At 71.5% G+C, this 20534-nt stretch carries 16 protein-coding genes; 8 read left to right on the plus strand and 8 right to left on the minus strand.

Going from position 1 to position 20534, the window contains the following annotated elements; genetic code table 11:
- Window positions 1-233: 233 nt before the first annotated feature.
- Complete coding sequence (panB, locus tag CA983_RS22615) at window positions 234-1109, minus strand: 3-methyl-2-oxobutanoate hydroxymethyltransferase (protein WP_086602726.1); 876 nt, start codon at window positions 1107-1109, stop codon at window positions 234-236.
- 201 nt (window positions 1110-1310) lie between these two features.
- On the opposite strand from panB, the gene CA983_RS22620 reads away from it, so the two are divergent.
- The 5 genes from CA983_RS22620 (at window position 1311) to CA983_RS22640 (ending at window position 7331) form a co-directional block, all read left to right on the plus strand.
- Window positions 1311-2912 (plus strand): MFS transporter, encoded by a 1602-nt coding sequence (locus CA983_RS22620; protein WP_086602727.1) that lies wholly within the window; start codon window positions 1311-1313, stop codon window positions 2910-2912.
- 68 nt (window positions 2913-2980) lie between these two features.
- A complete protein-coding gene (locus tag CA983_RS22625; RefSeq protein ID WP_086602728.1) occupies window positions 2981-3616 on the plus strand; it encodes a TetR/AcrR family transcriptional regulator in 636 nt (211 codons plus the stop codon).
- A 176-nt stretch (window positions 3617-3792) separates the two neighbouring features.
- Window positions 3793-4845, plus strand: a complete 1053-nt coding sequence (locus CA983_RS22630) for an endonuclease/exonuclease/phosphatase family protein (protein WP_086602729.1) — start codon at window positions 3793-3795, stop codon at window positions 4843-4845.
- 157 nt (window positions 4846-5002) lie between these two features.
- Window positions 5003-6220, plus strand: coding sequence for an MFS transporter (locus CA983_RS22635; protein ID WP_086602730.1), 1218 nt, complete (start codon window positions 5003-5005; stop codon window positions 6218-6220).
- Window positions 6221-6407: 187 nt separating this feature from the next.
- Window positions 6408-7331: an NADP-dependent oxidoreductase gene (locus CA983_RS22640; RefSeq protein ID WP_086602731.1), complete on the plus strand. Its 924-nt coding sequence runs from the start codon at window positions 6408-6410 to the stop codon at window positions 7329-7331.
- Window positions 7332-7391: 60 nt separating this feature from the next.
- Here the strand turns inward: CA983_RS22640 and CA983_RS22645 are convergent, their stop codons facing one another.
- From CA983_RS22645 to CA983_RS22660, 4 genes are all read right to left on the minus strand, one after another.
- On the minus strand, window positions 7392-9149 hold the full coding sequence (locus CA983_RS22645) for an NAD+ synthase (RefSeq protein ID WP_167407435.1): 1758 nt from the start codon (window positions 9147-9149) through the stop codon (window positions 7392-7394).
- Window positions 9150-9240: 91 nt separating this feature from the next.
- Window positions 9241-11184 (minus strand): S53 family peptidase, encoded by a 1944-nt coding sequence (locus tag CA983_RS22650; RefSeq protein ID WP_086602733.1) that lies wholly within the window; start codon window positions 11182-11184, stop codon window positions 9241-9243.
- Window positions 11185-11342: 158 nt separating this feature from the next.
- Window positions 11343-11963: a DUF305 domain-containing protein gene (locus CA983_RS22655; protein WP_086602734.1), complete on the minus strand. Its 621-nt coding sequence runs from the start codon at window positions 11961-11963 to the stop codon at window positions 11343-11345.
- Complete coding sequence (locus CA983_RS22660) at window positions 11960-12625, minus strand: DUF3105 domain-containing protein (RefSeq protein WP_086602735.1); 666 nt, start codon at window positions 12623-12625, stop codon at window positions 11960-11962. The genes CA983_RS22655 and CA983_RS22660 overlap by 4 nt, the downstream gene beginning before the upstream one ends.
- Before the next feature lie 217 nt (window positions 12626-12842).
- Here CA983_RS22660 and CA983_RS22665 point away from each other — a divergent pair, with 217 nt between their 5' ends.
- Window positions 12843-13289 (plus strand): RrF2 family transcriptional regulator, encoded by a 447-nt coding sequence (locus CA983_RS22665; protein ID WP_086602736.1) that lies wholly within the window; start codon window positions 12843-12845, stop codon window positions 13287-13289.
- Window positions 13290-13335: 46 nt separating this feature from the next.
- Here CA983_RS22665 and CA983_RS22670 read toward each other — a convergent pair whose 3' ends face one another.
- Window positions 13336-14523, minus strand: a complete 1188-nt coding sequence (locus CA983_RS22670; RefSeq protein WP_086602737.1) for a globin domain-containing protein — start codon at window positions 14521-14523, stop codon at window positions 13336-13338.
- 295 nt (window positions 14524-14818) lie between these two features.
- On the opposite strand from CA983_RS22670, the gene glnA reads away from it, so the two are divergent.
- Entirely contained in the window at window positions 14819-16180 is a 1362-nt protein-coding gene (glnA, locus tag CA983_RS22675) for a type I glutamate--ammonia ligase (RefSeq protein WP_010037011.1), read from the plus strand.
- A 160-nt stretch (window positions 16181-16340) separates the two neighbouring features.
- Here the strand turns inward: glnA and CA983_RS22680 are convergent, their stop codons facing one another.
- Window positions 16341-16787 carry a VOC family protein gene (locus CA983_RS22680; protein ID WP_086602738.1) on the minus strand — a complete coding sequence of 149 codons (447 nt, stop codon included), beginning with the start codon at window positions 16785-16787 and terminating at the stop codon, window positions 16341-16343.
- A gap of 15 nt (window positions 16788-16802) precedes the next feature.
- On the minus strand, window positions 16803-17321 hold the full coding sequence (locus tag CA983_RS22685; RefSeq protein ID WP_086602739.1) for a pyridoxamine 5'-phosphate oxidase family protein: 519 nt from the start codon (window positions 17319-17321) through the stop codon (window positions 16803-16805).
- A gap of 159 nt (window positions 17322-17480) precedes the next feature.
- On the opposite strand from CA983_RS22685, the gene CA983_RS22690 reads away from it, so the two are divergent.
- The gene (locus CA983_RS22690; protein ID WP_086602740.1) at window positions 17481-20489 is read left to right on the plus strand and encodes a bifunctional [glutamine synthetase] adenylyltransferase/[glutamine synthetase]-adenylyl-L-tyrosine phosphorylase; all 3009 of its coding nucleotides are present in this window, start codon (window positions 17481-17483) and stop codon (window positions 20487-20489) included.
- Window positions 20490-20534 lie beyond the last annotated feature (45 nt).

The raw sequence follows: 20534 nt of genomic DNA on the forward strand, positions 1-20534 counted from the left end.
GACCACACCCAGCACCACCGTCGCCGCGGCACCACTGCCGGCGATGATCCGCCCACTTGCCATCAGACCCCCTCGGTTCGCCGGGCGCGCCCCATCAGGAGGATAGCGATCCGGACGCTGCGGGGGCCCTGGTCGACCGACAGCACCGGCACAGGCGCGAAGGCAGACAGCCCGTCGACGGGGGAAGATCGACGGGCTGCCAGTGGTGCCACAGTGGCTCAGTGCTCAGTGGCTCAGTGGACGCTGTGCTCCTCCAGCGGGAACGTTCCGCCCACGACGTCCTCCGCGAACGCCTTCGCCGCGTTCCCCATGACCTCACGCAGATTCGCGTACTGCTTCACGAACTTCGGGACGCGACCGCCGGTCAGACCCAGCATGTCCGTCCACACCAGCACCTGCGCGTCCGTCTCGGGACCCGCGCCGATCCCGACGGTCGGGATGTGCAGCACCCGCGTCACCTCGGCCGCCAGCTCCGCGGGAACCAGCTCCAGCACCACGGCGAACGCGCCCGCGTCCTGCACGGCCTTGGCGTCCCGCAGCAGCTGCTGGGCCGCCTCCTCGCCCCGCCCCTGCACGCGATAGCCCATCGAGTTGACGGACTGCGGGGTCAGGCCGATGTGCGCCATGACCGGGATGCCGGACTCGACGAGCAGCCGGATCTGCTCGTGCGACCGCTCGCCCCCCTCCAGCTTCACGGCCTGCACGCCCGCCTCCTTGACCAGCCGGGTCGCCGAGCGCAGCGCCTGCACCGGACCCTCCTGGTAGGAGCCGAAGGGCAGATCGCCGACGATCAGGGCGCGCGAGGTGCCCCGTACGACCGCCGCCGACAGCATGGTCATCTCGTCGAGGGTGACGGGCACGGTCGTCTCGTACCCGAGGTGGCAGTTGCCCGCCGAGTCGCCGACGAGCATGACCGGGATCCCGGCCTCGTCGAAGACGGACGCGGTCATCGCGTCGTAGGCGGTGAGCATGGGCCACTTCTCGCCGCGCTCCTTGGCGGCGGCGATGTCCCGCACGGTGATGCGGCGGGTTCCCTTGCCCCCGTACAGCGTCTTGCCGCCGTCGGAGGACTTCTTCTGAGCACTCTGGGCAGCCGGAAGCTGCGTCATTGCACGGCTCCTCACACGTCATCTCGAGGCGCCCTGACGGCGTCCCCGGACCACGTCCATGGTGGCACCTCGTGTCATCCAGGGCTAGGGGAGCCCCTGTGAGTTCCGCCCGGCGCCGTGAAGCACAGTGCTCGTAAGGGCTCGGTAAAAGTATTCCAATACGAGACGGTCTCGTATCGAAATGGCTCTAGGGTCGACGGCATGACTACTCCTGCCGACCGTGCCGCCCCCACCGGCCCTCGCATACCGGAAGCGGTGCACCGGCGCCGGTGGGCGATCCTCGGCGTGCTGATGCTCAGCCTGCTGATCGTCGTCCTCGACAACTCGATCCTGAACGTCGCCATCAAGACGATCTCCACACCCGCCCCGACCGGCCTGGGGGCGACGCAGAGCGAGCTGGAGTGGGCGATCAACGCCTACACCCTCGTCTTCGCGGGCCTGCTGTTCAGCGCCGGTCTGCTGGGGGACCGGCTGGGCCGCAAGAAGGTGCTGCTCGGCGGGCTCGCGGTGTTCGGCGTCGGCTCCGCGCTCGCCGCCTTCTCCGGCTCCCCGGGTGAGCTCATCGCCTTCCGGGCCGTCATGGGCCTCGGGGCCGCGTTCGTCATGCCGGCCACGCTCGCCGTCCTCATGAACGTCTTCGAGCGCGAGGAGCAGCCGAAGGCCATCGGCATCTGGGCGGGCGGCGTCGGTCTCGCCATCGCCATCGGCCCGATCACCGGCGGCGTGCTCCTCGACCACTTCTGGTGGGGCTCGGTCTTCCTCGTCAATGTGCCGATCGTGCTGCTCGCGCTCGCGCTGATGCTGTGGCTGGTGCCCGACTCCCGCGACCCCAGCCCCGGCCGCCTCGACCCCGTGGGCGTCGTGCTGTCCGTGGTCGGCCTGGTGCTGCTCGTCTACGGCATCATCAAGGGCGGCCAGCTCGCCGACTTCACCGATGCCACGGTGCTGGCGACGATCGGCGCGGGGCTCGCCGTGCTCGTCGCCTTCGTCGTGTTCGAGAAGCGCACCGACCACCCGTCCATCGACGTCACGTACTTCAAGAACAAGGTCTTCTCGGCCGCCATCGCCGCCATCGCGCTGGTCTTCTTCGCGCTGATGGGCGTGACCTTCTTCTCGGTCTTCTACACGCAGAGCGTGCGCGGCTACTCGCCGCTCCAGACGGGTCTGCTGATGCTGCCGCTGGCCGCCGCCCAGCTGATCTTCGCGCCGCGCGCCCGGCTGCTGGTCGACCGCTTCGGCAACAAGGCCACCACGACCGCCGGAATGCTGGTCCTCGCCGCGATGCTGGCCGCCTTCGCCACGCTGGACGCCGACACGCCCATCTGGATCCTGGAAGTGATCTTCTTCCTGATGGGCACCGGCATGGCGCACGTCATGACGCCGGTCAGCGTCGTCATCATGCAGGCCCTGCCCCGCGAGAAGGCCGGCTCGGCCTCCGCGCTCAGCAACACCTTCCGGCAGGTCGGCGGTGCCCTGGGCATCGCCGTGCTGGGCTCGGTGCTGTCCGCGGCGTATCGCACGGGCATCGAGGACAAGCTCGGCCAACTGCCGCCGGCCCTCCGGCACACCGCGGGGGAGTCCATCGAGGCCACCCTCGGCGTCGCCGCGAAGCTGGGCCCGCAGGGCAAGGCCCTGGTCACCCCGGCCTACGACGCGTTCCTGCACGCGATGCACGTCACCGCCCTATGGGGAGCGGGCGTCGCACTGATCGGCGCGGTCGTCGTGGCGCTGTTCCTGCCCGGCAGGCAGCCGGAGCCGCAGCAGGGGGAGGAGGAGAGGGAGTTGTCGGACGCGCGGTCGTAGACCTCGGACACGCGGTCGTAGACCTGCGCGAGAATCATCCTCACCCGCCCAGGAAAGGACGCAGCGACGTGAGCCTCGCCGAACGGCATCCCCGGCCGGGCGGCCCCCCGAGGGGCCGCCCCAGAAGCGAGGCCGTGGAGCGCGCCATCATCGAGGGCGTGATGAGGCTCCTGGAGGAGGGCGTGCCCCTCGCGGAGCTGTCCATCGAGCGGATCGCCCGCACCGCCGGCGTCGGCAAGGCCACCATCTACCGCCGCTGGAGCGGCAAGGAGGAGCTCTTCGCCGACGTCCTGCGCGCCGCCGAACCCCCCGGGCCCCCGCTCCCCGGCACCTCCACGCGCGACGACCTCGTGGCCCTGCTGGAACAGGCGCGCCGGCGCGGCCTGGCCAACCGCTCCTCGGCGATCCTGACCAACGTGCACGCCCAGATGAAGAGCAGCCCGAAGATCTGGGCGGCGTACGAGACCGCCGTCCTCGCACCGCGCCGCCGGCTCGGCCTGGAGATCCTGCGCCGGGGGCAGGAGAACGGCGAACTGCGCACGGACATCGACATCGAACTGCTGAGCGACATGTTCATCGGCCCCGTGCTCGTGCGCTCCGTCCTGCGCCCGGACGCCGACCTCCCCGACGACCTCGCCGCCCAGGTCGTCGACACGCTCCTCGAAGGCCTACGGCCCGTCAGTTCCGCAGCTCGCGGGTCCTAGTGTGCGCGTTTCGTCACAGAGGGCGCTTACTCCGGGCCTGATCGGAACTCGTCCCGTGGGCTCGAACGTCCTCGCCCCCGTACGGCCGTCGAGGGACGGCGGGAACGGAACGGATCATCCCCTAGGGTCGTAGACACGGGGGCGATGGTGTGCACGGCAGGCAGTGAGGCGACGGTATGGCGCAGCAGCAGGCGTACATGACGGAGACGGCAAACGGCGGCTCGGGGCCCGAGTCCCGGGGAGACCGGCTTCGGCGCCTGTTCGACCGGTTCCTCGGCGACTGGCGCGGGGACCGGCAGATCTGGCGGCGCGGGATCGTCGTGGCCGCGTGCGCGGTGCTGCTGGCCGTGGTCATGGTGCTGCACTCGCGCATCCCGAACACGATCGGCAACCTGGGCAGCCTCATCGAGACGTTCCTGCCCTGGCTCGGCCTCTTCATCCCGGTGCTGCTCTTGGTCGCCGTGGTCCGCAAGTCCGCGACCGCCCTGATCGTGGTGCTGCTGCCGGCCATGGTCTGGCTGAACCTCTTCGGCGGCCAGGTCAGCGACAAGACCGCCACCGGCGGCGACCTCACCGTGGCCACGCACAACGTCAACGCGGACAACCCCGACCCGGCCGGCACCGCCCGTGACGTGGCCGCCTCCGGGGCGGACGTGGTGGCCCTGGAGGAGCTGACGGCGGACGCGGTCCCGACGTACGAGCGGGCGCTGGACTCGACGTACCCGTACCACTCGGTGCAGGGCACGGTCGGGCTGTGGAGCAAGTACCCGCTGACCGGTGTGCGGGCCGTCGACATCGACCTGGGCTGGACGCGGGCCATGCGCGCCACCGTGACCGCCCCGGCCGGGCAGGTCGCCGTCTACGTCGCCCACCTGCCGTCCGTGCGCGTGAAGTTGGAGGCCGGGTTCACGGCCCGGCAGCGCGACCGGAGCGCCGACTTCCTGGGCGAGGCCATCGCCCACGAACCGCTGAAGAACGTCGTGCTGCTCGGCGACCTGAACGGCACGATGAACGACCGCGCGCTCAACGCCGTCACCTCCCAGATGCGCTCCACGCAGGGCGCCGCCGGCAACGGCTTCGGGTTCAGCTGGCCGGCGTCGTTCCCGATGGCGCGCATCGACCAGATCATGGTCAGGGGCCTGAAGCCGGAGAGCTCCTGGACCCTCCCGCAGACCCCCAGCGACCATCTGCCCGTCGCGGCCCGTGTGAGTGTCGCCACAGGCGGCTGAGGAAAACCGCAGCTCAGGGCCTATCCGGCAGGAATCGGCAACCGCGGCTTCACTTCCTGGAGGCCTCCCGGAATAGTCGGCCTGCGAGACTTTGTTCCGTACTTGAACATACGAAGTCACGAAGTACGGATCCCCGCAAGTCTCGAAAGGCTCCTTCATGCCCCTGGCCCTGCTCGCCCTCGCCGTGGGCGCCTTCGGCATCGGTACGACCGAGTTCGTGATGATGGGGCTGCTGCCCGATGTCGCGGACGACCTGAACATCTCCATACCCAGCGCCGGCCACCTGGTGTCGGCGTACGCGCTGGGCGTCGTCATCGGCGCCCCGCTGCTGGCCGCGGTCACCGCCCGGATGTCCCGCCGTACGGTCCTGATCGGGCTGATGGGGCTGTTCGTCGCGGGCAACGCGCTGTCGGCCCTGGCTCCCGACAACGGCTGGCTGCTGGCGGCCCGCTTCCTGAGCGGTCTGCCGCACGGCGCCTTCTTCGGCGTCGGCGCCGTCGTCGCGACGAACATGGTCGCCCCCGAACGCAAGGCGCGCTCGGTCTCCCTGATGTTCCTCGGCCTGACGGTCGCCAACGTCGTGGGCGTGCCCGTCGCGACCCTCGTCGGCCAGCAGCTCGGCTGGCGGGCGACCTTCCTCGGCGTCAGCGCCATCGGCCTGGCGGCGATCGCCGCGCTCGCGTTCCTGATCCCGCAGGACCACGAGCACGCCACCGCGAAGGGCCTGCGCGGTGAACTGGCCGCCCTGCGCTCCGTCCCGGTCTGGCTGTCGCTCGGCACGACGGTCGCGGGCTTCGGCGCCCTCTTCGCGGCCTACAGCTACATCACGCCCATGCTCACGGACGCCGCCGGCTACACCGGCGCCAGCGCGACCCTGCTGCTGGCCCTGTTCGGTGTCGGCGCGACCGCCGGCAACCTGCTGGGCGGCCGCCTGGCCGACCACTCCCTGCGGGGCACGCTGTTCGGCGGCCTGGGCGCTCTGGTGGCGGTACTGGCGCTGTTCCCGCTGCTGATGCGCACGGAAATCACCGCCGCCGTCGCCGTGATCCTGCTCGGCATGGCGGCCTTCGCCACCGGCTCCCCGCTCCAGCTGATGGTCATGGACAAGGCCGCGTCGGCCCCGTCCCTGGCCTCCTCCGCCAACCAGGCCGCCTTCAACCTGGCCAACGCGGGCGGCGCCTGGATCGGCGGCCTCGCCCTGGCCGCGGGCTTCGGGGTCACCTCCCCGGCCCTGGCCGGCGCGGCCCTGGCCGTGCTCGGCCTCGGCGTGGCGTCGCTGGCGTACGCGGTGGACCGGCGCACCGCGCCGGCCGGCGGCCGCGAGCGGGTCGTCGCGAGCCACGTCCCGCAGGAGGCGGAAGCGGTGCGCCGCTGACCGGGGCCGGTGCGCCGGCGCCGTGACTCGGGCGGCGGTCCGCGGGGGTGTCCCGCGGACCGCCGCTCTGTGCGCACGGCAACCGAGAGGGCCCGGTGGGTCGGTCTCTCACTTCGGCGAGGGGGGAACACCCCACCGGTTCCGGGAGGTTCTCCGTGAACCACTCCCGGACACACGGAGGTTGTCAGTGCTGGCTGCGCGCTACCACCGCTACGGCGGTCCCGAGGTCCTCTCCGTGGAGGAGGCCGAGGAACCCCACGCCGGCCCGGGTCAGGTCCGTGTCTCGGTGCGTGCCACGGGCGTCACCCCCGCCGACTGGTACCTGCGCTCAGGGATGTTGAAGGAGATGGCCTCCCTGCGGTTCCCCCACATCCCCGGCATGGACGCCGCCGGAGTCGTCGACGAGGTCGGCGAAGGGGTGACCGGCACGTCGGTGGGAGACGCGGTGTTCGGCCTCGTCCCCCTGGCCCGGCTGGGCGGGGCTTCCGCCCAGTACGCGGTACTGGAGGGCTGGGCTCACAAGCCCCGGGCCTGGTCCTTCGAGGCGGCGGGCGGTGCCGCCGGCAACGTGGAGACGGCCACGCGTGTGCTGGACGCCCTGGGGGCCGTCGAGGGCATGACCCTCCTGATCGAGGGTGCGGCCGGCGGCGTCGGCACGATGACCGCGCAGCTGGCCAGGGCCCGCGGACTGACCGTGATCGGCACCGCGAGCGAACGCAACCACGCCTTCCTCGACGGACTCGGCGTCACACCGGTCACCTACGGCCGCGGCCTGGCCGACCGCCTGGCCCCACTCGCCCCCCAGGGCGTCGACGTGGTGCTGGACGCGGCGGGCAAGGGCTCCCTGGCCGACCTGGTGACCATCGCCGGAGACCCGCACCGCGTGGTGACGATCGCCGACTTCGACGCCGCCCGCCACGGAGTACGCCTCTCCCGCTCCGGAGTGGGCGAGCCCGGCTGGTCAGGCCTGCCGCACGCCGCGTCCCTCGCGGAGGAAGGCCGCCTGACCGTCCCGGTGCACAGGGTGTTCCCGCTGAAGGACATCGCCGTGGCACATGAGGAGAGCGCCGACGGCCATGCGCGCGGCAAGATCGTCGTCACTGTGCCCTGAGGCACCGGTTGGGGAGTCCGCGCCGCGGCCCGGGCTCCCACCAAGTGATCGGCGAACCCGTCAGACCGACTCCCGCCAGCTGTTCGTGATCGGCAGTCGGCGGTCCTTGCCGAAGCCCTTCGCCGAGATCTTCGTGCCCGGCGGGTACTGCCGTCGCTTGTACTCGGCCGTGTCGACCATGCGCAGGGTCTTCGTGACCAGCGCGCGGTCGTAACCGGCCGCGACGATCTCGTCGGCGCCGCGGTCCTGGTCGACGTAGAGCTCCAGGATCGCGTCCAGCACCGGGTAGTCGGGGAGCGAGTCCGTGTCGACCTGGCCCGGGCGGAGTTCCGCGCTCGGGGGCTTGGTGATGGAGTTCTCGGGAATCGGCGGGGTCTGGCCGCGTTCCCGGGCGGCCCGGTTGCGCCACTCGGCCAGGCGGAAGATCGACGTCTTGTAGACGTCCTTGATGGGGCCGTAGGCGCCCACCGAGTCGCCGTAGAGCGTGGAGTAGCCGACCGCCAGTTCCGACTTGTTGCCGGGGGCCAGGACGATGTGGCCCTCCTGGTTGGAGATGGCCATGAGCAGCGTGCCGCGCAGGCGTGACTGGAGGTTCTCCTCGGCCAGGCCCGACAGGCCCAGGGCGCCCATGTACGCGTCGAACATCGGCTCGATGGCGACCGTGCGGTAGTTCAGGCCGGTGCGGCGGGCCAGTTCCGCCGCGTCGTCCTTGGAGTGGTCCGAGGAGTACTTCGACGGCATCGACACGCCGTACACGTTCTGCGCGCCCACCGCGTCGCACGCGATCGCCGCGACCAGCGAGGAGTCGATGCCGCCCGACAGGCCGATCAGGACCGACTTGAAGCCGTTCTTCGCGACGTACGCCCGCAGGCCCACGACCAGCGCCGAGTAGACCTCCTCGTCGTCGTCCAGGCGGTCGGCGTAGCCACCGGTGAGCTCGGGCTCGTACGCGGCGACGACCGGCTCCTCCGACAGCACCACCCGGTCGATGCGCAGGCCGTCGTCCACCACGCCTGCCGGCGCGTCCGCCGACGCCGCCGGCAGGTCCAGGTCCAGGACGACGCAGCCCTCGGAGAACTGCGGCGCCCGCGCCACGACCTCGCCGTCCTTGTCCACGACGATCGAGTCGCCGTCGAACACCAGCTCGTCCTGGCCACCGATCATGGCGAGGTAGGCCGTGGTGCAGCCGGCCTCCTGGGCCCGCTTGCGGACCAACTCCAGGCGCGTGTCGTCCTTGTTGCGCTCGTAGGGGGAGGCGTTGATCGAGACCAGCAGGCCCGCCTGCGCCGAGCGCGCCGCGGGGACACGGCCGCCGTCCTGCCAGAGGTCCTCGCAGATGGCCAGGGCGACATCGACGCCGTGGACGCGCAGGACCGGCATGCTGTCGCCGGGCACGAAGTAGCGGAACTCGTCGAAGACGCCGTAGTTCGGCAGGTGGTGCTTGGCGAAGTTCAGGACCACCTCGCCGCCGTACAGCACCGCGCCCGCGTTCTGCGGCGCGCCGGCCGGCTGGCCGTACTTCGGCTGGGCGGTCGCGCAGCGGTCGAGGTAGCCGACGATCACCGGCAGCTCGCCGAAGCCCTCGTCGGCCAGGCGGACGGCAAGGCTCCGCAGCGCCGACCGGGAGGCCTCCACGAAGGACGGCCTGAGGGCCAGGTCCTCGACGGGATACCCGGTCAGCGCCATCTCGGGAAACGCCACGAGATGGGCTCCCTGCTCGGCGGAGTGCCGGGTCCAGCGGACGATCGACTCCGCGTTCCCGGCGAGGTCGCCGACGCTCGAGTCGATCTGGTTCAGGGCGAGACGTAGTTGAGGCACGGGCCCAGTGTAATCGTCAGAGCGACGCAATGGGGTGGTGTGGGTCATCCCACACCACCCCGTTCCCCTTGCGGAGGTCAGTCGGCGGAAGTCAGCGGCGCCGGTACGACTCGACGTAGCCGCTCGCGGGCGTGCCCACGCCGGTGACGTCGTCGTAGCCCTTCACGGCCGAGAGCGAGCTGTCCTTGCCGATGCTGCGCACGGACGTGGCCAGGCCGCCCGTGGCGTCGTAGCCGTTCACGAAGTCGACGCGGGCCACGGCCAGGCCGGAGCCCGTCGGGTCGTCGGTGACGTCGTGGTAGGCCTTCGAGCCGGCCTTCGCGTAGATCGCCGGGTTGGCGAAGCCGATCGGCGTCCCGCCGCGGGCCTCCTGGGCGAGGGCCTGGATGGCGGCGATGGTCGGCGCGGCGAGCGAGGTGCCGCCGATGCGGTACTCGCTGTACGCCTGCGTCTTCCCGTCGGGCATCGTCTGGGTCTGGCCGACCAGGAAGCCGGTGTTCGGGTCGGCGATCGCCGCGATGTCCGGGACGACCCGGTTGCCCGCCGTGCTGTTGGCCTTCGCCAGCGCGCCCGGCACGACGCCCTTCTGGTACGAGGGCTCGGCGACGGTCCTGCTGGTGCCACCGCCCGCGCCGGAGGTGAAGGCGCCGGGGAAGTCCGTCCAGCTCTTGCCGTCGGCCGACAGGTTCGCCTTGTCGGTGCCCCAGCCGGTCTCCCACAGGTACGTGTCGTCCTTGCCGACGGCCAGCGAGGTGCCGCCGACGGCGGTGACCCACGCCGAGTTGGCCGGGGAGTCGACCTGCTTCGTCCCGGAGCTCGCGACCTCGTCGCCGTCGTCGCCGGAGGAGAAGTAGAAGCCGATGCCCTCGACCGCGCCGAGCTGGAAGACCTGGTCGTAGGCGGCCGCCAGGTCGGGCGTCTGCGCTGCCTCGACCTCGCCCCAGGAGTTGGAGACGATGTCGGCCAGGTGGTGGTCGACGACCTTGCCGAGCGCGTCGAGCAGGTCGGCGTCGGAGCAGGACGCGGCACCCACGTAGGTGACGTCCGAGGCCGGCGCGACCGCGTGCACGGCCTCGACGTCCAGGGTCTCCTCGCCGTACCAGCCGGACGCCGAGCAGGCCTTGGTGTCCGTGTACTTCTTGGGCAGCACCTGGTGGAGCTGACCGGACTTCCAGGCCGCGTCGCCGTGCTTGCCGGCGTAGGTGGCCGCGTCGTAGGCGATCGTCGGCGAGGCGTAGGCGTCCGTGATGGCGACCCGGACGCCCTTGCCGGTGCGCGTGCCCGCACCGTAGGCGGCCCGCAGCTGCTTGCCGGTGTAGCCCTTGATCGCGTACGGGATCTTCGTGCCGTACGCGTCCGGCAGCGTGCTCGCGGTCTTCGAGCCGTAGTACGAGGAGAACGGCCCGGCGTTGCGGAACACGGTGTCCGGCGGCGGCAGCCGGTCGTCGTGCGTGACCATGTGCGGGGCGTTGTCCAGGCCGGTGACGGTCAGCACGGCGTCGGCCAGGCTCGTCGGCACGGAGGCGGTGCTCGCCGGGGCGCGGTAGGTCTTGGAGCCCTTGGCGAAGTTGTGCAGCGGGGCGCCGAACGCCTTCTCGGCGGCGGCCACGTCACCGGTGACGGAGACGTAGTGCGCCGTGACGCCGGTGACCTTCAGGCCGGCGGCCGTCAGCCAGGACTTCACGGCCGCCACCTGGGCCTCGGTCGCGCCGAAGCGGGCCTTTGCCTGCTTGGCGGTCAGGTACTTGCCGTACGAGGCCGACGTCGGGTCGGAGACGGCCTTGGCATACGCGGCGAGGCCCGCCGCGTCGCGGCCCCGGAGGTAGACCCGGGCCGACATCCCGGCGCCGTCGGAGGTGGCGCCCTTGTCGGCCCTGGCCGTGGCCCACGCGGGCTTGGTCCCGGCGAGCAGGTCGCGGAGCGGGTGGTCGGCGGCGTGCGCCGCGGGTATGCCGAGCGCCAGCGCGCCGACGAGCATCGGCAGTGTCGCCGCCATGCTCACTCCGGCGCGCGCCTTGGCGCGGTTGGATCTCATGGAACCCCCTGTGCGGTTCGACGCGAGTGGATCACTCGACGGTCGCCACTCTCGCGACGAACCGTTCATGCCAGGGGAATGCGCACCCCAAGAAGCGCTCTACGGAGGCCAAGAGGAGCCCAAGAGGCCGCAATACAGGGTGATTTGAGGCTTACGCCCTACGCGCGCGGCGCGGCGCCCCGCTGCTTCAGCATGTCCGCCATCAGGCCGATCTCCGACCGCTGCGCGTCCACCATGCCCTGCGCGAGCCGCTTCTCCACGCCCACCGTGCACTTGTCGACACAGCCCTCGGCCATGTGGACGCCGCCCTTGTGATGGTCCGTCATCAGCTGGAGGTAGAAGATCTCCGCCTGCTTGCCGCTGAGTTCGCCGAGCTTCTTCAGCTCCGTGTTGGTCGCCATGCCCGGCATCAGCGCGCCGTCCTTGCCGGAGGCCATGTCGCCCATGTCCATCCACGTCATCGGCGGCTTCGAGGACACCTTGGGCAGTCCCCACAGGTCGAGCCAGCCGAGCATCATGCCGCGCTGGTTGGCCTGTGTCTGCGCGATGTCGTACGCGAGGCGCCGCACCTCCTCGTCCTTCGTGCGGTCGCGCACGATGTACGACATCTCCACGGCCTGCTGGTGGTGCACCGCCATGTCCCGCGCGAACCCGGCGTCCGCGGACTCGGCGGACGGGGTCCGGCCGCCGCCGTCGTCCCCGGCGACGGCGTAGGTGATCGCGCCGGCCGCGACGAGCGCCGTCGCCGCGGCCCCCGCGATCAGACCGGCCTGCCTCACTGCGACAGCCCGTTGGTGCAGGCGGCGCCCGGCTCGGGCGTCTGCTTGCCCTGGACGAACTTCTCGAAGAACGTGTCGACGTTCGGGTCGCTCGCGCCCGTCACCGTGCGCTGGTGACCCCACGCCGAGAGCATGATCGGGTCCTTCTGCTCGCCCAGCGGGCTCATCAGCGTGTACGGCGTCTTCTTCACCTTCGCCGCGAGCGCGTCGATGTCGGCCTTCTTCGCGTCGGCGTTGTACGTCACCCACACCGCGCCGTGCTCCAGCGAGTGCACGGCGTTGGTGTTGTTGATCTCCTTGGTGTAGACGTCGCCGTTGCAGTTCATCCAGGCCGGGTTGTGGTCACCGCCGACGGGCGGCACGGAGGCGTACTTCACCGCCTTGTCGACGTGGTTGCGGGCCAGCTCGCCTTCCCAGGTCTTCACGCCGTCCTTGCCCGTGACGAACTTCCCCTTGGCCGAGGAGTCGCTCGCCGCGGTGTCGCTGCCGCCGTCGGACTGGGACCGCACGAGCACGACACCGCCGGCGACGAGACCGCAGACGATCACGACACTGGCCGTGATGGTGAGGATCCGGTTGCGGCGCTCACGGGCCTGCTCGGCGCGCCGCATCTCCTCTATCCGCGCCTTGCGGTCCGTGTTGCTCTTCTTGGCGGAGCCCATGGGGTGTCCTTCGTGGGGAAAGTGGGACGGTCGGGTGAGCTGATCGTAATGGGGGAGACCGGGCCCCTCGTAGGGCGGCCGCGGGAATGGGCTGAATCGATACGGCACTGACAGGTGCCCGACAGCTTCCGCGGATTGTTCGAACCTGGATCCGCGCTGTTCGAACCCTGGATCCGGATCATTTGAACCTAAGATACCGATTATCTACGCTGCGGGCATGCGGCTGCTGCGCTCCACCGACCTGGCCCTGCGGGTCCTGATGCGGCTCGCCGTCGCCGGCGAGTCGAGTCCGACGACCCGCGACGTCGCCGCCGGCATGGACGTGCCGTACACCCACCTGGCGAAGGTCGTCGCCGAGCTCCAGCACATGGGCCTGCTGGCCGCCCGTCGCGGCCGCGGCGGCGGTCTCACGCTCACCGAGCGGGGCCGTACGGCGTCCGTGGGCGCCGTGGTGCGCGCCTTCGAGGGCGACGGCGACGTCGTCGACTGCGAAGGCCCCACGCCCTGCCCCCTGAACTCCGCCTGCCGCCTGCGCGGCGCCCTGCGCCGGGCCCAGGAGGCGTTCTTCGCCTCACTGGACCCGATCACGGTGGCGGACATCGTGGCGGAGCCGACCGGGGCGCTGCTGCTGGGGATCTCGCGGGGGCCCTCGGGGTCCGTCTGACTCTCGGGGCCTGTCCGACCCTCAGGCTCCGTCTGACAGATCCCCGCTACGCCTGCGCCGCCGGCCACAGGTCCGGCCCGAACACCTCGTAGTGGATGTCGGCCGGTGCCACGCTCTTGCCGATCAGCTGGGCCCGTACCGCCCGCATGAAGGGCAGCGGCCCGCACAGGTACGCGCGCGTGCCCGGCGCGACCGGGACGTCGGCGAGGTCGACCAGGCCGGAGCGGGTGCCCGCCGGGGCGTCCTGCTCGTACCAGAAGTGGACGGACGCGTCGGGCAGCTTGGCGGCGTAGGCCTCGTGGTCGGTGCGCAGGGCGTGGGTGGCGGGTGAGCGGTCGCCGTGTACGACGGTCACCGGGGCGCGGTGCCCGGACTCGGCGAGGTGGGCCGGCATCGCGGCGATCGGCGTCACGCCGATGCCCGCCGAGGCCAGCAGCAGCGGGGTGTCGGGGCCGGCGTCCAGGACGAGGTCGCCGTAGGGCTCGGACAGCTCCACGAGGTCACCCACCTCCACGCGCGCGTGGAGGTGGTTCGAGACCTCGCCGTCGGGGGTGCCGTCGCCGTGCGCGCGCTTCACGCTGATCTGCCTCAGGTCCGGGGCGGGCGCCCCGGACAAGCTGTACTGCCGTATCTGCCGGGCGCCGTCCGGGAGCGCGACGCGGACGGAGACGTACTGGCCCGCGAGGAAGTCCCGCACCGGACCGCCGTCGGCGGGCCGCAGCCGGAACGTGGCGACGTCGTCGGTCTCGGCGACCCGCTCGACGACCTCCCAGGCCCGCCAGGCGTGCCCGCCCCGCTCCTCCCGCAGCCGCTTCTCGACGGCGATGAGGGCGTTCGCCATCAGCCAGTAGACCTCGTCCCAGGCGGCGGCGACCTCGGGCGTGACGGCGTCACCGAGCACGTCGGCGATGGCGGCGAACAGGTGCTCGTGGACGATGTCGTACTGCTCGGGCGTGATGCCGAGGGAGGCGTGCTTGTGGGCGATGCGGTGCAGCATCGCGTCCGGCCGCTGCTCCGGGTGGTCGAGCAGGTGCGTCGCGAAGGCGGCGATGGATCCGGCGAGCGCCTGCCGCTGGGTGCCGGCGGCCTGGTTGCCCCGGTTGAACAGGTCGTTCAGCAGTTCCGGGTGGGCCGCGAACAGTCCGGCGTAGAAGCGCTCGGTGATCGTGCCGAGGGCCGCGCCGACGGCCGGGAGGGTGGCGCGGACGGTGACGGCGGACTGCTCGGACAGCATCGGGACTCCTCGGGGCTCGACTGCCGCGCACGGTATTTAAAGTTGCATCTTAAATGCAAATTAAGTGGGTGGGGCAGCGAACCGAACCGGCCGTTACGGATGTCGGTGCGAGCAGGCACTATGGGCGGAAGAGCAGTTCACCCGCCGTACGTGAGGCGTTCGGTCCCGGGCCGCCCGGGCGATCATGGTGCGCAACGCGTACGAAATGGTGGTGTGGTGGGATGCTCAGGTGCCCGACCGCCTCCCGTGGTACGGAAGACAGGCGGCCTGACCAGCAAGGATGGGGAAGCGGAAGATGGACAAGCAGCAGGAGTTCGTGCTCCGGACGTTGGAGGAGCGCGACATCCGGTTCGTACGCCTGTGGTTCACGGACGTGCTGGGCTTCCTCAAGTCCGTCGCCGTGGCCCCGGCCGAACTGGAACAGGCCTTTGACGAGGGCATCGGCTTCGACGGCTCCGCCATCGAGGGCTTCGCCCGGGTCTACGAGTCCGACATGATCGCCAAGCCGGACCCGTCGACCTTCCAGATCCTGCCCTGGCGCGCGGAGGCCCCGGGCACGGCGCGCATGTTCTGCGACATCCTCATGCCGGACGGCTCGCCGTCCTTCGCCGACCCGCGCTACGTGCTCAAGCGCGCCCTGGCCCGCGCCTCCGACCTGGGCTTCACGTTCTACACGCACCCGGAGATCGAGTTCTTCCTGCTGAAGGACCGGCCGCTGGACGGCAGCCGTCCGACGCCCGCCGACAACTCCGGCTACTTCGACCACACCCCCACCAACGTCGGCATGGACTTCCGCCGCCAGGCGATCACCATGCTGGAGTCGATGGGCATCTCGGTCGAGTTCTCCCACCACGAGGGCGCGCCGGGCCAGCAGGAGATCGACCTGCGCTACGCCGACGCGCTGTCCACGGCCGACAACGTCATGACGTTCCGCCTGGTCATGAAGCAGGTGGCGCTGGAGCAGGGCGTCCAGGCGACGTTCATGCCGAAGCCGTTCTCCGAGCACCCCGGCAGCGGCATGCACACCCACCTCTCGCTCTTCGAGGGCGACCGCAACGCCTTCTACGAGTCGGGCTCGGAGTACCAGCTCTCGAAGGTGGGCCGCTCCTTCATCGCGGGCCTGCTGCGGCACGCGGCGGAGATCTCCGCCGTCACCAACCAGTGGGTGAACTCCTACAAGCGCATCTGGGGCGGCGCCGAGCGCACGGCGGGCGCGGGCGGCGAGGCCCCCTCGTACATCTGCTGGGGCCACAACAACCGCTCGGCGCTGGTCCGCGTCCCGATGTACAAGCCCGGCAAGACGGGCTCGGCCCGGGTCGAGGTCCGCTCCCTGGACTCCGGCGCGAACCCGTACCTGTCCTACGCCGTCCTCCTCGCCGCCGGCCTGAAGGGCATCGAGGAGGGCTACGAGCTCCCGCCGGGCGCCGAGGACGACGTCTGGGCCCTCTCCGACGCCGAGCGCCGCGCGATGGGCATCGAGCCGCTCCCCCAGAACCTCGGCGAGGCCCTGACCCTGATGGAACGCAGCGACCTGGTCGCCGAGACGCTCGGCGAGCACGTCTTCGACTTCTTCCTGCGCAACAAGCGGCAGGAGTGGGAGGAGTACCGCAGCGAGGTCACGGCGTTCGAGCTGCGGAAGAATCTGCCGGCGTTGTAAGCGCAGGTCAGAGCAGGTTTGCCGCTGGTTCAGCGGATGGGGCCGGCGGTCATCGACCGCCGGCCCCTCGTCCGTTTCTACCTCCCAGGACCACCGGGGTCGGCGGAGTCGTCGTGCGTCCCGGAGCGACCATCGGGGACAACGCCGTCACAGGCGCGCGTCAGCTCCCCTGCCGCTTCAGGTCCGCCAGCACTTGGTGCAGCGGCTCCGTCGCCCGGCGGCGGTACTCCTGGATCGCCCAGCCGTTGCCGTCAGGGTCCTGGAAGTGCATGAACGTGGCGCCGTCGTCGGGGGCGTACTGGACCGGCTCCGAGACGTCGAGGCCGCGTTCGACGAGCTCCGCGTGGGCCGCCTTGATGTCGGCGACGCACAGTTGCAGGCCCTGGTAGGAGCCGGGCGCCGGGGTGGGGCCGGGCGTCATCTCCCAGATCGAGTCGCCGAGGGCGATCGAGCAGCCGGAGCCCGGAGGCGTCAGCTGGACGATCCGCATGCCGGGCATGACCTCCTGGTCGATGTCCACATGGAAGCCGACCTTGTCCCGGTAGAAGTCCCGGGCACGGTCGATGTCGGTCACCGGCAGCGGAATGACTTCGAGTGTGAAGTCCATGGCGTGACTCCTTCGTCAGGCATCGGTGAACCGCCACCTCGTCTGGCTGAACGGCTCCCCCTTACCGAAGCCGAAGACCGTGCGCGGCGCCACCGCATAGACGGCCGCGTGTCCCGCGCCGTGGCGGAAATAGCCTTCCCGTACCTCGAAGTGCCAGAAACTGCCGTACTTCGCCTCCCACGCGGCGGCCAGTTCGCGTAGGCGCCCGTCGTCGGTCACGCGCGTCGCCTCGCCCTCGACCACCAGGTCGTAGCCCTTGTTCCAGGTGTTCGTGCCGGTGGTCAGCACGACGTGCGGATTTTCGGCGAGGTTCCTGGCCTTGCGTTCTTCCGGGCCCGTGCAGAAATGCAGGGCTCCGTCCGACCAGACCGCCGGCAGCGGGGTGACGTGCGGGCGGCCGTCGGGTCGCACCGTGGTGATCCAGAACAGTTCGGCGGCCGTGAGCCGCGCCTCGGCCTCCTGCCAGTCGGTCGCGGTGGCTGTCTCGTCGCTGTAGCGCCGATCCAGACGGGTTTCGGGTCGCATGGTGGTCATCAGCCGCCTCCTGGCCTCTCGCTCAACACAGCACCCCCACAGGGCAGACCCCGTCCGCCCCTCGAACTCATCGGCGCTTCCCCCGGCCCGTGCGGCTAGGCTCAAGCCGTACGACCTTGATCCGACGCAAGTCCGAGGAACAGTGCGAGGGAGGCCCGGATGACGGCGGCGCCGGGGCGCAGGAGCAGTACCTTCACACGGCTGCTGCGGCACGGCTTCACCGACGCCTCCGCCGCCGAGCGGCTCCTGGACAGCGCCGAGCTCGCGCCCCTGCGCGACGACCCGGTGCTGCTGGACGCGCTGGGCGCCACCGCCGACCCCGATCTCGCGCTGCTCGGGCTGGTCCGGCTGCTGGAGGCCCAGCCGGAGCCCGGCGCCCGCCGGGAGCTGCTCGACACGCTGATCTCGTCCAAGCCGCTGCGCGACCGGCTGCTCGGGGTGCTCGGCGCCTCCACCGCCCTCGCCGACCACCTCACCCGGCACCCGGACGACTGGCAGGCGCTCGTCATGTACGAGGCGCACGACCTGCACCCCGGGGTGGAGGAGTTCGAGGCCGGTCTCGCGGAGGCCACCGACCCCGTCTCCCTGCGCGTCGCCTACCGGCGCTGCCTGCTGTCCATCGCCGCCCGGGACGTGTGCGGCACCACCGGCGTCGCCGAGTCCGCCGCCGAGCTCGCCGACCTGGCCACCGCCACCCTGCGCGCCGCCCTCCGCATCGCCGGGGCCGGCGCGCCCGAGGACGCCGCCCTGTGCCGGCTCGCGGTCGTCGCGATGGGCAAGTGCGGCGGCCACGAACTGAACTACGTCTCGGACGTCGACGTCATCTTCGTCGGGGAGGCCGCCGAGGGGGCCGACGAGACCAAGGCCGTCCGGGCCGCGACCCGGCTCGCCTCGCACATGATGCGGATCTGCTCGGAGACGACCGTCGAAGGGTCGATCTGGCCCGTGGACGCCAACCTCCGGCCCGAGGGCAGGAACGGCCCGCTCGTGCGGACCCTCTCCAGCCACCTCGCCTACTACCAGCGCTGGGCCAAGACCTGGGAGTTCCAGGCGCTGCTCAAGGCCCGCCCGGTGGCCGGCGACCTCGATCTCGGCGCGGAGTACGTCGCCGCCGTCCAGCCGCTGGTGTGGAAGGCCGCCGAGCGCGAGAACTTCGTCCCCGACGTGCAGAAGATGCGCCGCCGGGTCGTGGAGAACATTCCCGTCGCCGAGGTCGACCGCCAGCTGAAGCTGGGCCCGGGCGGCCTCAGGGACGTCGAGTTCGCCGTGCAGCTCCTCCAGCTGGTGCACGGCCGGACCGACACCTCGCTGCGCAGCGGCACCACCCTCGACGCGCTGAAGGCCCTCGCCGCCGGCGGGTACGTCGGCCGGTCCGACGCCGCCCAGCTCGACGAGGCCTACCGCTTCCTGCGCTCCATGGAGCACCGGATCCAGCTGTTCCGGCTGCGCCGCACGCACCTCGTGCCGGAGGACGAGGCCGAGCTGCGCCGCATCGGCCGCTCCCTCGGCCTGCGCACCGACCCGGTCGCCGAGCTGCTCCGCGAGTGGAAGCGGCACGCAGGCGTCGTACGGCGTCTGCACGAGAAGCTGTTCTACCGGCCGCTGCTCGACGCGGTCGCCCAACTCGCCACGGGCGAGGCCAGGTTGAGCGCCGAGGCGGCCCGGGAGCGCATGGTCGCCCTCGGTTACGCCGACCCGGCCTCCGCCCTGCGCCACCTGGAGGCACTGGCGTCCGGCGTCACCCGCAAGGCCGCCATCCAGCGCACCCTGCTGCCCGTCATGCTGGGCTGGTTCGCCGACTCGGCCGACCCGGACGCGGGTCTGCTCAACTTCCGCAAGGTGTCGGACGCGCTCGGCAAGACGCCCTGGTACCTGCGGCTGCTGCGGGACGAGGGCGCCGCCGCGCAGAACCTCGCCCGCGTGCTGTCCGCCGGCCGGCTCGCGCCGGACCTGCTGATGCGCGCCCCGGAGGCGGTGGCGCTGCTCGGCGACGGGGACGGCGGCGGCCTTGAGCCGCGCTCCCGGGCCCACTTGGAGCAGGAGATACTCGCCGCGGTGAACCGGGCCGACGGGGCCGCCCAGGCGGTCACGGCCGCCCGCGGAGTGCGCCGCCGCGAGCTGTTCCGCACGGCCGCCGCCGACATCATCGGCTCCTACGGCACCGAGGAGCAGCCCGTCGAGGCCGACCCGGGCGCCCTGGTGGACCGGGTCGGCGGCGCGGTGTCGGACCTGACCGCCGCGACCCTCGCCGGCACGCTCCGCGCGGTGGTGCGGGACGGGTGGGGGGACCGCCTGCCCACCCGGTTCGCGATCATCGGCATGGGCCGGTTCGGCGGCCACGAACTGGGCTACGGCTCCGACGCGGACGTGCTGTTCGTGCACGAGCCGCGCGACGGCGTCGACGAGCGGGAGGCCGGGCAGGCCGCCAACAAGGTCGTCTCCGAGATGCGCCGGCTGCTCCAGATCCCCAGCTCCGACCCGCCCCTGCTCATCGACGCCGACCTGCGCCCGGAGGGCAAGTCCGGCCCGCTCGTGCGGACCCTCACCTCGTACGCGGCGTACTACCGCCGGTGGTCCCTGACCTGGGAGTCGCACGCGCTGCTGCGGGCAGAACACGTCGCCGGGGACGAGGACCTGGGCCGACGGTTCATCGAGCTGATCGAACCGCTGCGCTACCCGGCGGACGGGCTCGCCGACGAGGCCGTCCGCGACATCCGGCGGCTGAAGGCCCGCATGGAGTCCGAGCGGCTGCCGCGCGGTGCGGACCCCAAGCTGCACGCCAAGTTGGGCCCGGGCGGTCTGTCCGACGTGGAGTGGACGGTGCAGCTGCTGCAACTGCGGCACGGCGCGGCTGAGCCGGGCCTGCGCACGACCCGGACGCGTCAGGCCCTGGCCGCCGCCCGCACGGCCGGTCTCATCACGGACGAGGACGCGGCGGTCCTGGACGAGGCCTGGGTCCTCGCGACCCGCGTCCGCAACGCGGTCATGCTGGTGCGAGGCCGGGCCGGCGACACGTTCCCCACGGAGCCCCGCGAACTCGCCGCGGTGGGACGGTACTTGGGCTACGGACCCGGCCATGCCGGCGACATGCTCGACGCGTACCGGCGGACGGGGCGCCGCGCCAGGGCTGTGGTGGACGAGCTGTTCTACGGGGTGACGGAGCGCTAGTCGGGGCCTGCACCGGGCCCGCAGCTCCCCGCAGCTCCCTAGCCC

It is taken from the genome of Streptomyces swartbergensis (genome assembly GCF_002148965.1).
Classification (GTDB): domain Bacteria; phylum Actinomycetota; class Actinomycetes; order Streptomycetales; family Streptomycetaceae; genus Streptomyces; species Streptomyces swartbergensis.

Excerpts from the sequence above, each read along its gene's own strand:
- CA983_RS22690 (WP_086602740.1), top strand. The coding sequence starts at position 17,481 with ATGACGGCGGCGCCGGGGCGCAGGAGCAGTACCTTCACACGGCTGCTG.
- CA983_RS22680 (WP_086602738.1), bottom strand. The coding sequence starts at position 16,787 with ATGGACTTCACACTCGAAGTCATTCCGCTGCCGGTGACCGACATCGAC.
- CA983_RS22660 (WP_086602735.1), bottom strand. The coding sequence starts at position 12,625 with ATGGGCTCCGCCAAGAAGAGCAACACGGACCGCAAGGCGCGGATAGAG.
- panB (WP_086602726.1), bottom strand. The coding sequence starts at position 1,109 with ATGACGCAGCTTCCGGCTGCCCAGAGTGCTCAGAAGAAGTCCTCCGAC.
- CA983_RS22635 (WP_086602730.1), top strand. The coding sequence starts at position 5,003 with ATGCCCCTGGCCCTGCTCGCCCTCGCCGTGGGCGCCTTCGGCATCGGT.
- glnA (WP_010037011.1), top strand. The coding sequence starts at position 14,819 with ATGGACAAGCAGCAGGAGTTCGTGCTCCGGACGTTGGAGGAGCGCGAC.
- CA983_RS22620 (WP_086602727.1), top strand. The coding sequence starts at position 1,311 with ATGACTACTCCTGCCGACCGTGCCGCCCCCACCGGCCCTCGCATACCG.
- CA983_RS22630 (WP_086602729.1), top strand. The coding sequence starts at position 3,793 with ATGGCGCAGCAGCAGGCGTACATGACGGAGACGGCAAACGGCGGCTCG.
- CA983_RS22650 (WP_086602733.1), bottom strand. The coding sequence starts at position 11,184 with ATGAGATCCAACCGCGCCAAGGCGCGCGCCGGAGTGAGCATGGCGGCG.
- CA983_RS22685 (WP_086602739.1), bottom strand. The coding sequence starts at position 17,321 with ATGACCACCATGCGACCCGAAACCCGTCTGGATCGGCGCTACAGCGAC.
- CA983_RS22670 (WP_086602737.1), bottom strand. The coding sequence starts at position 14,523 with ATGCTGTCCGAGCAGTCCGCCGTCACCGTCCGCGCCACCCTCCCGGCC.
- CA983_RS22665 (WP_086602736.1), top strand. The coding sequence starts at position 12,843 with ATGCGGCTGCTGCGCTCCACCGACCTGGCCCTGCGGGTCCTGATGCGG.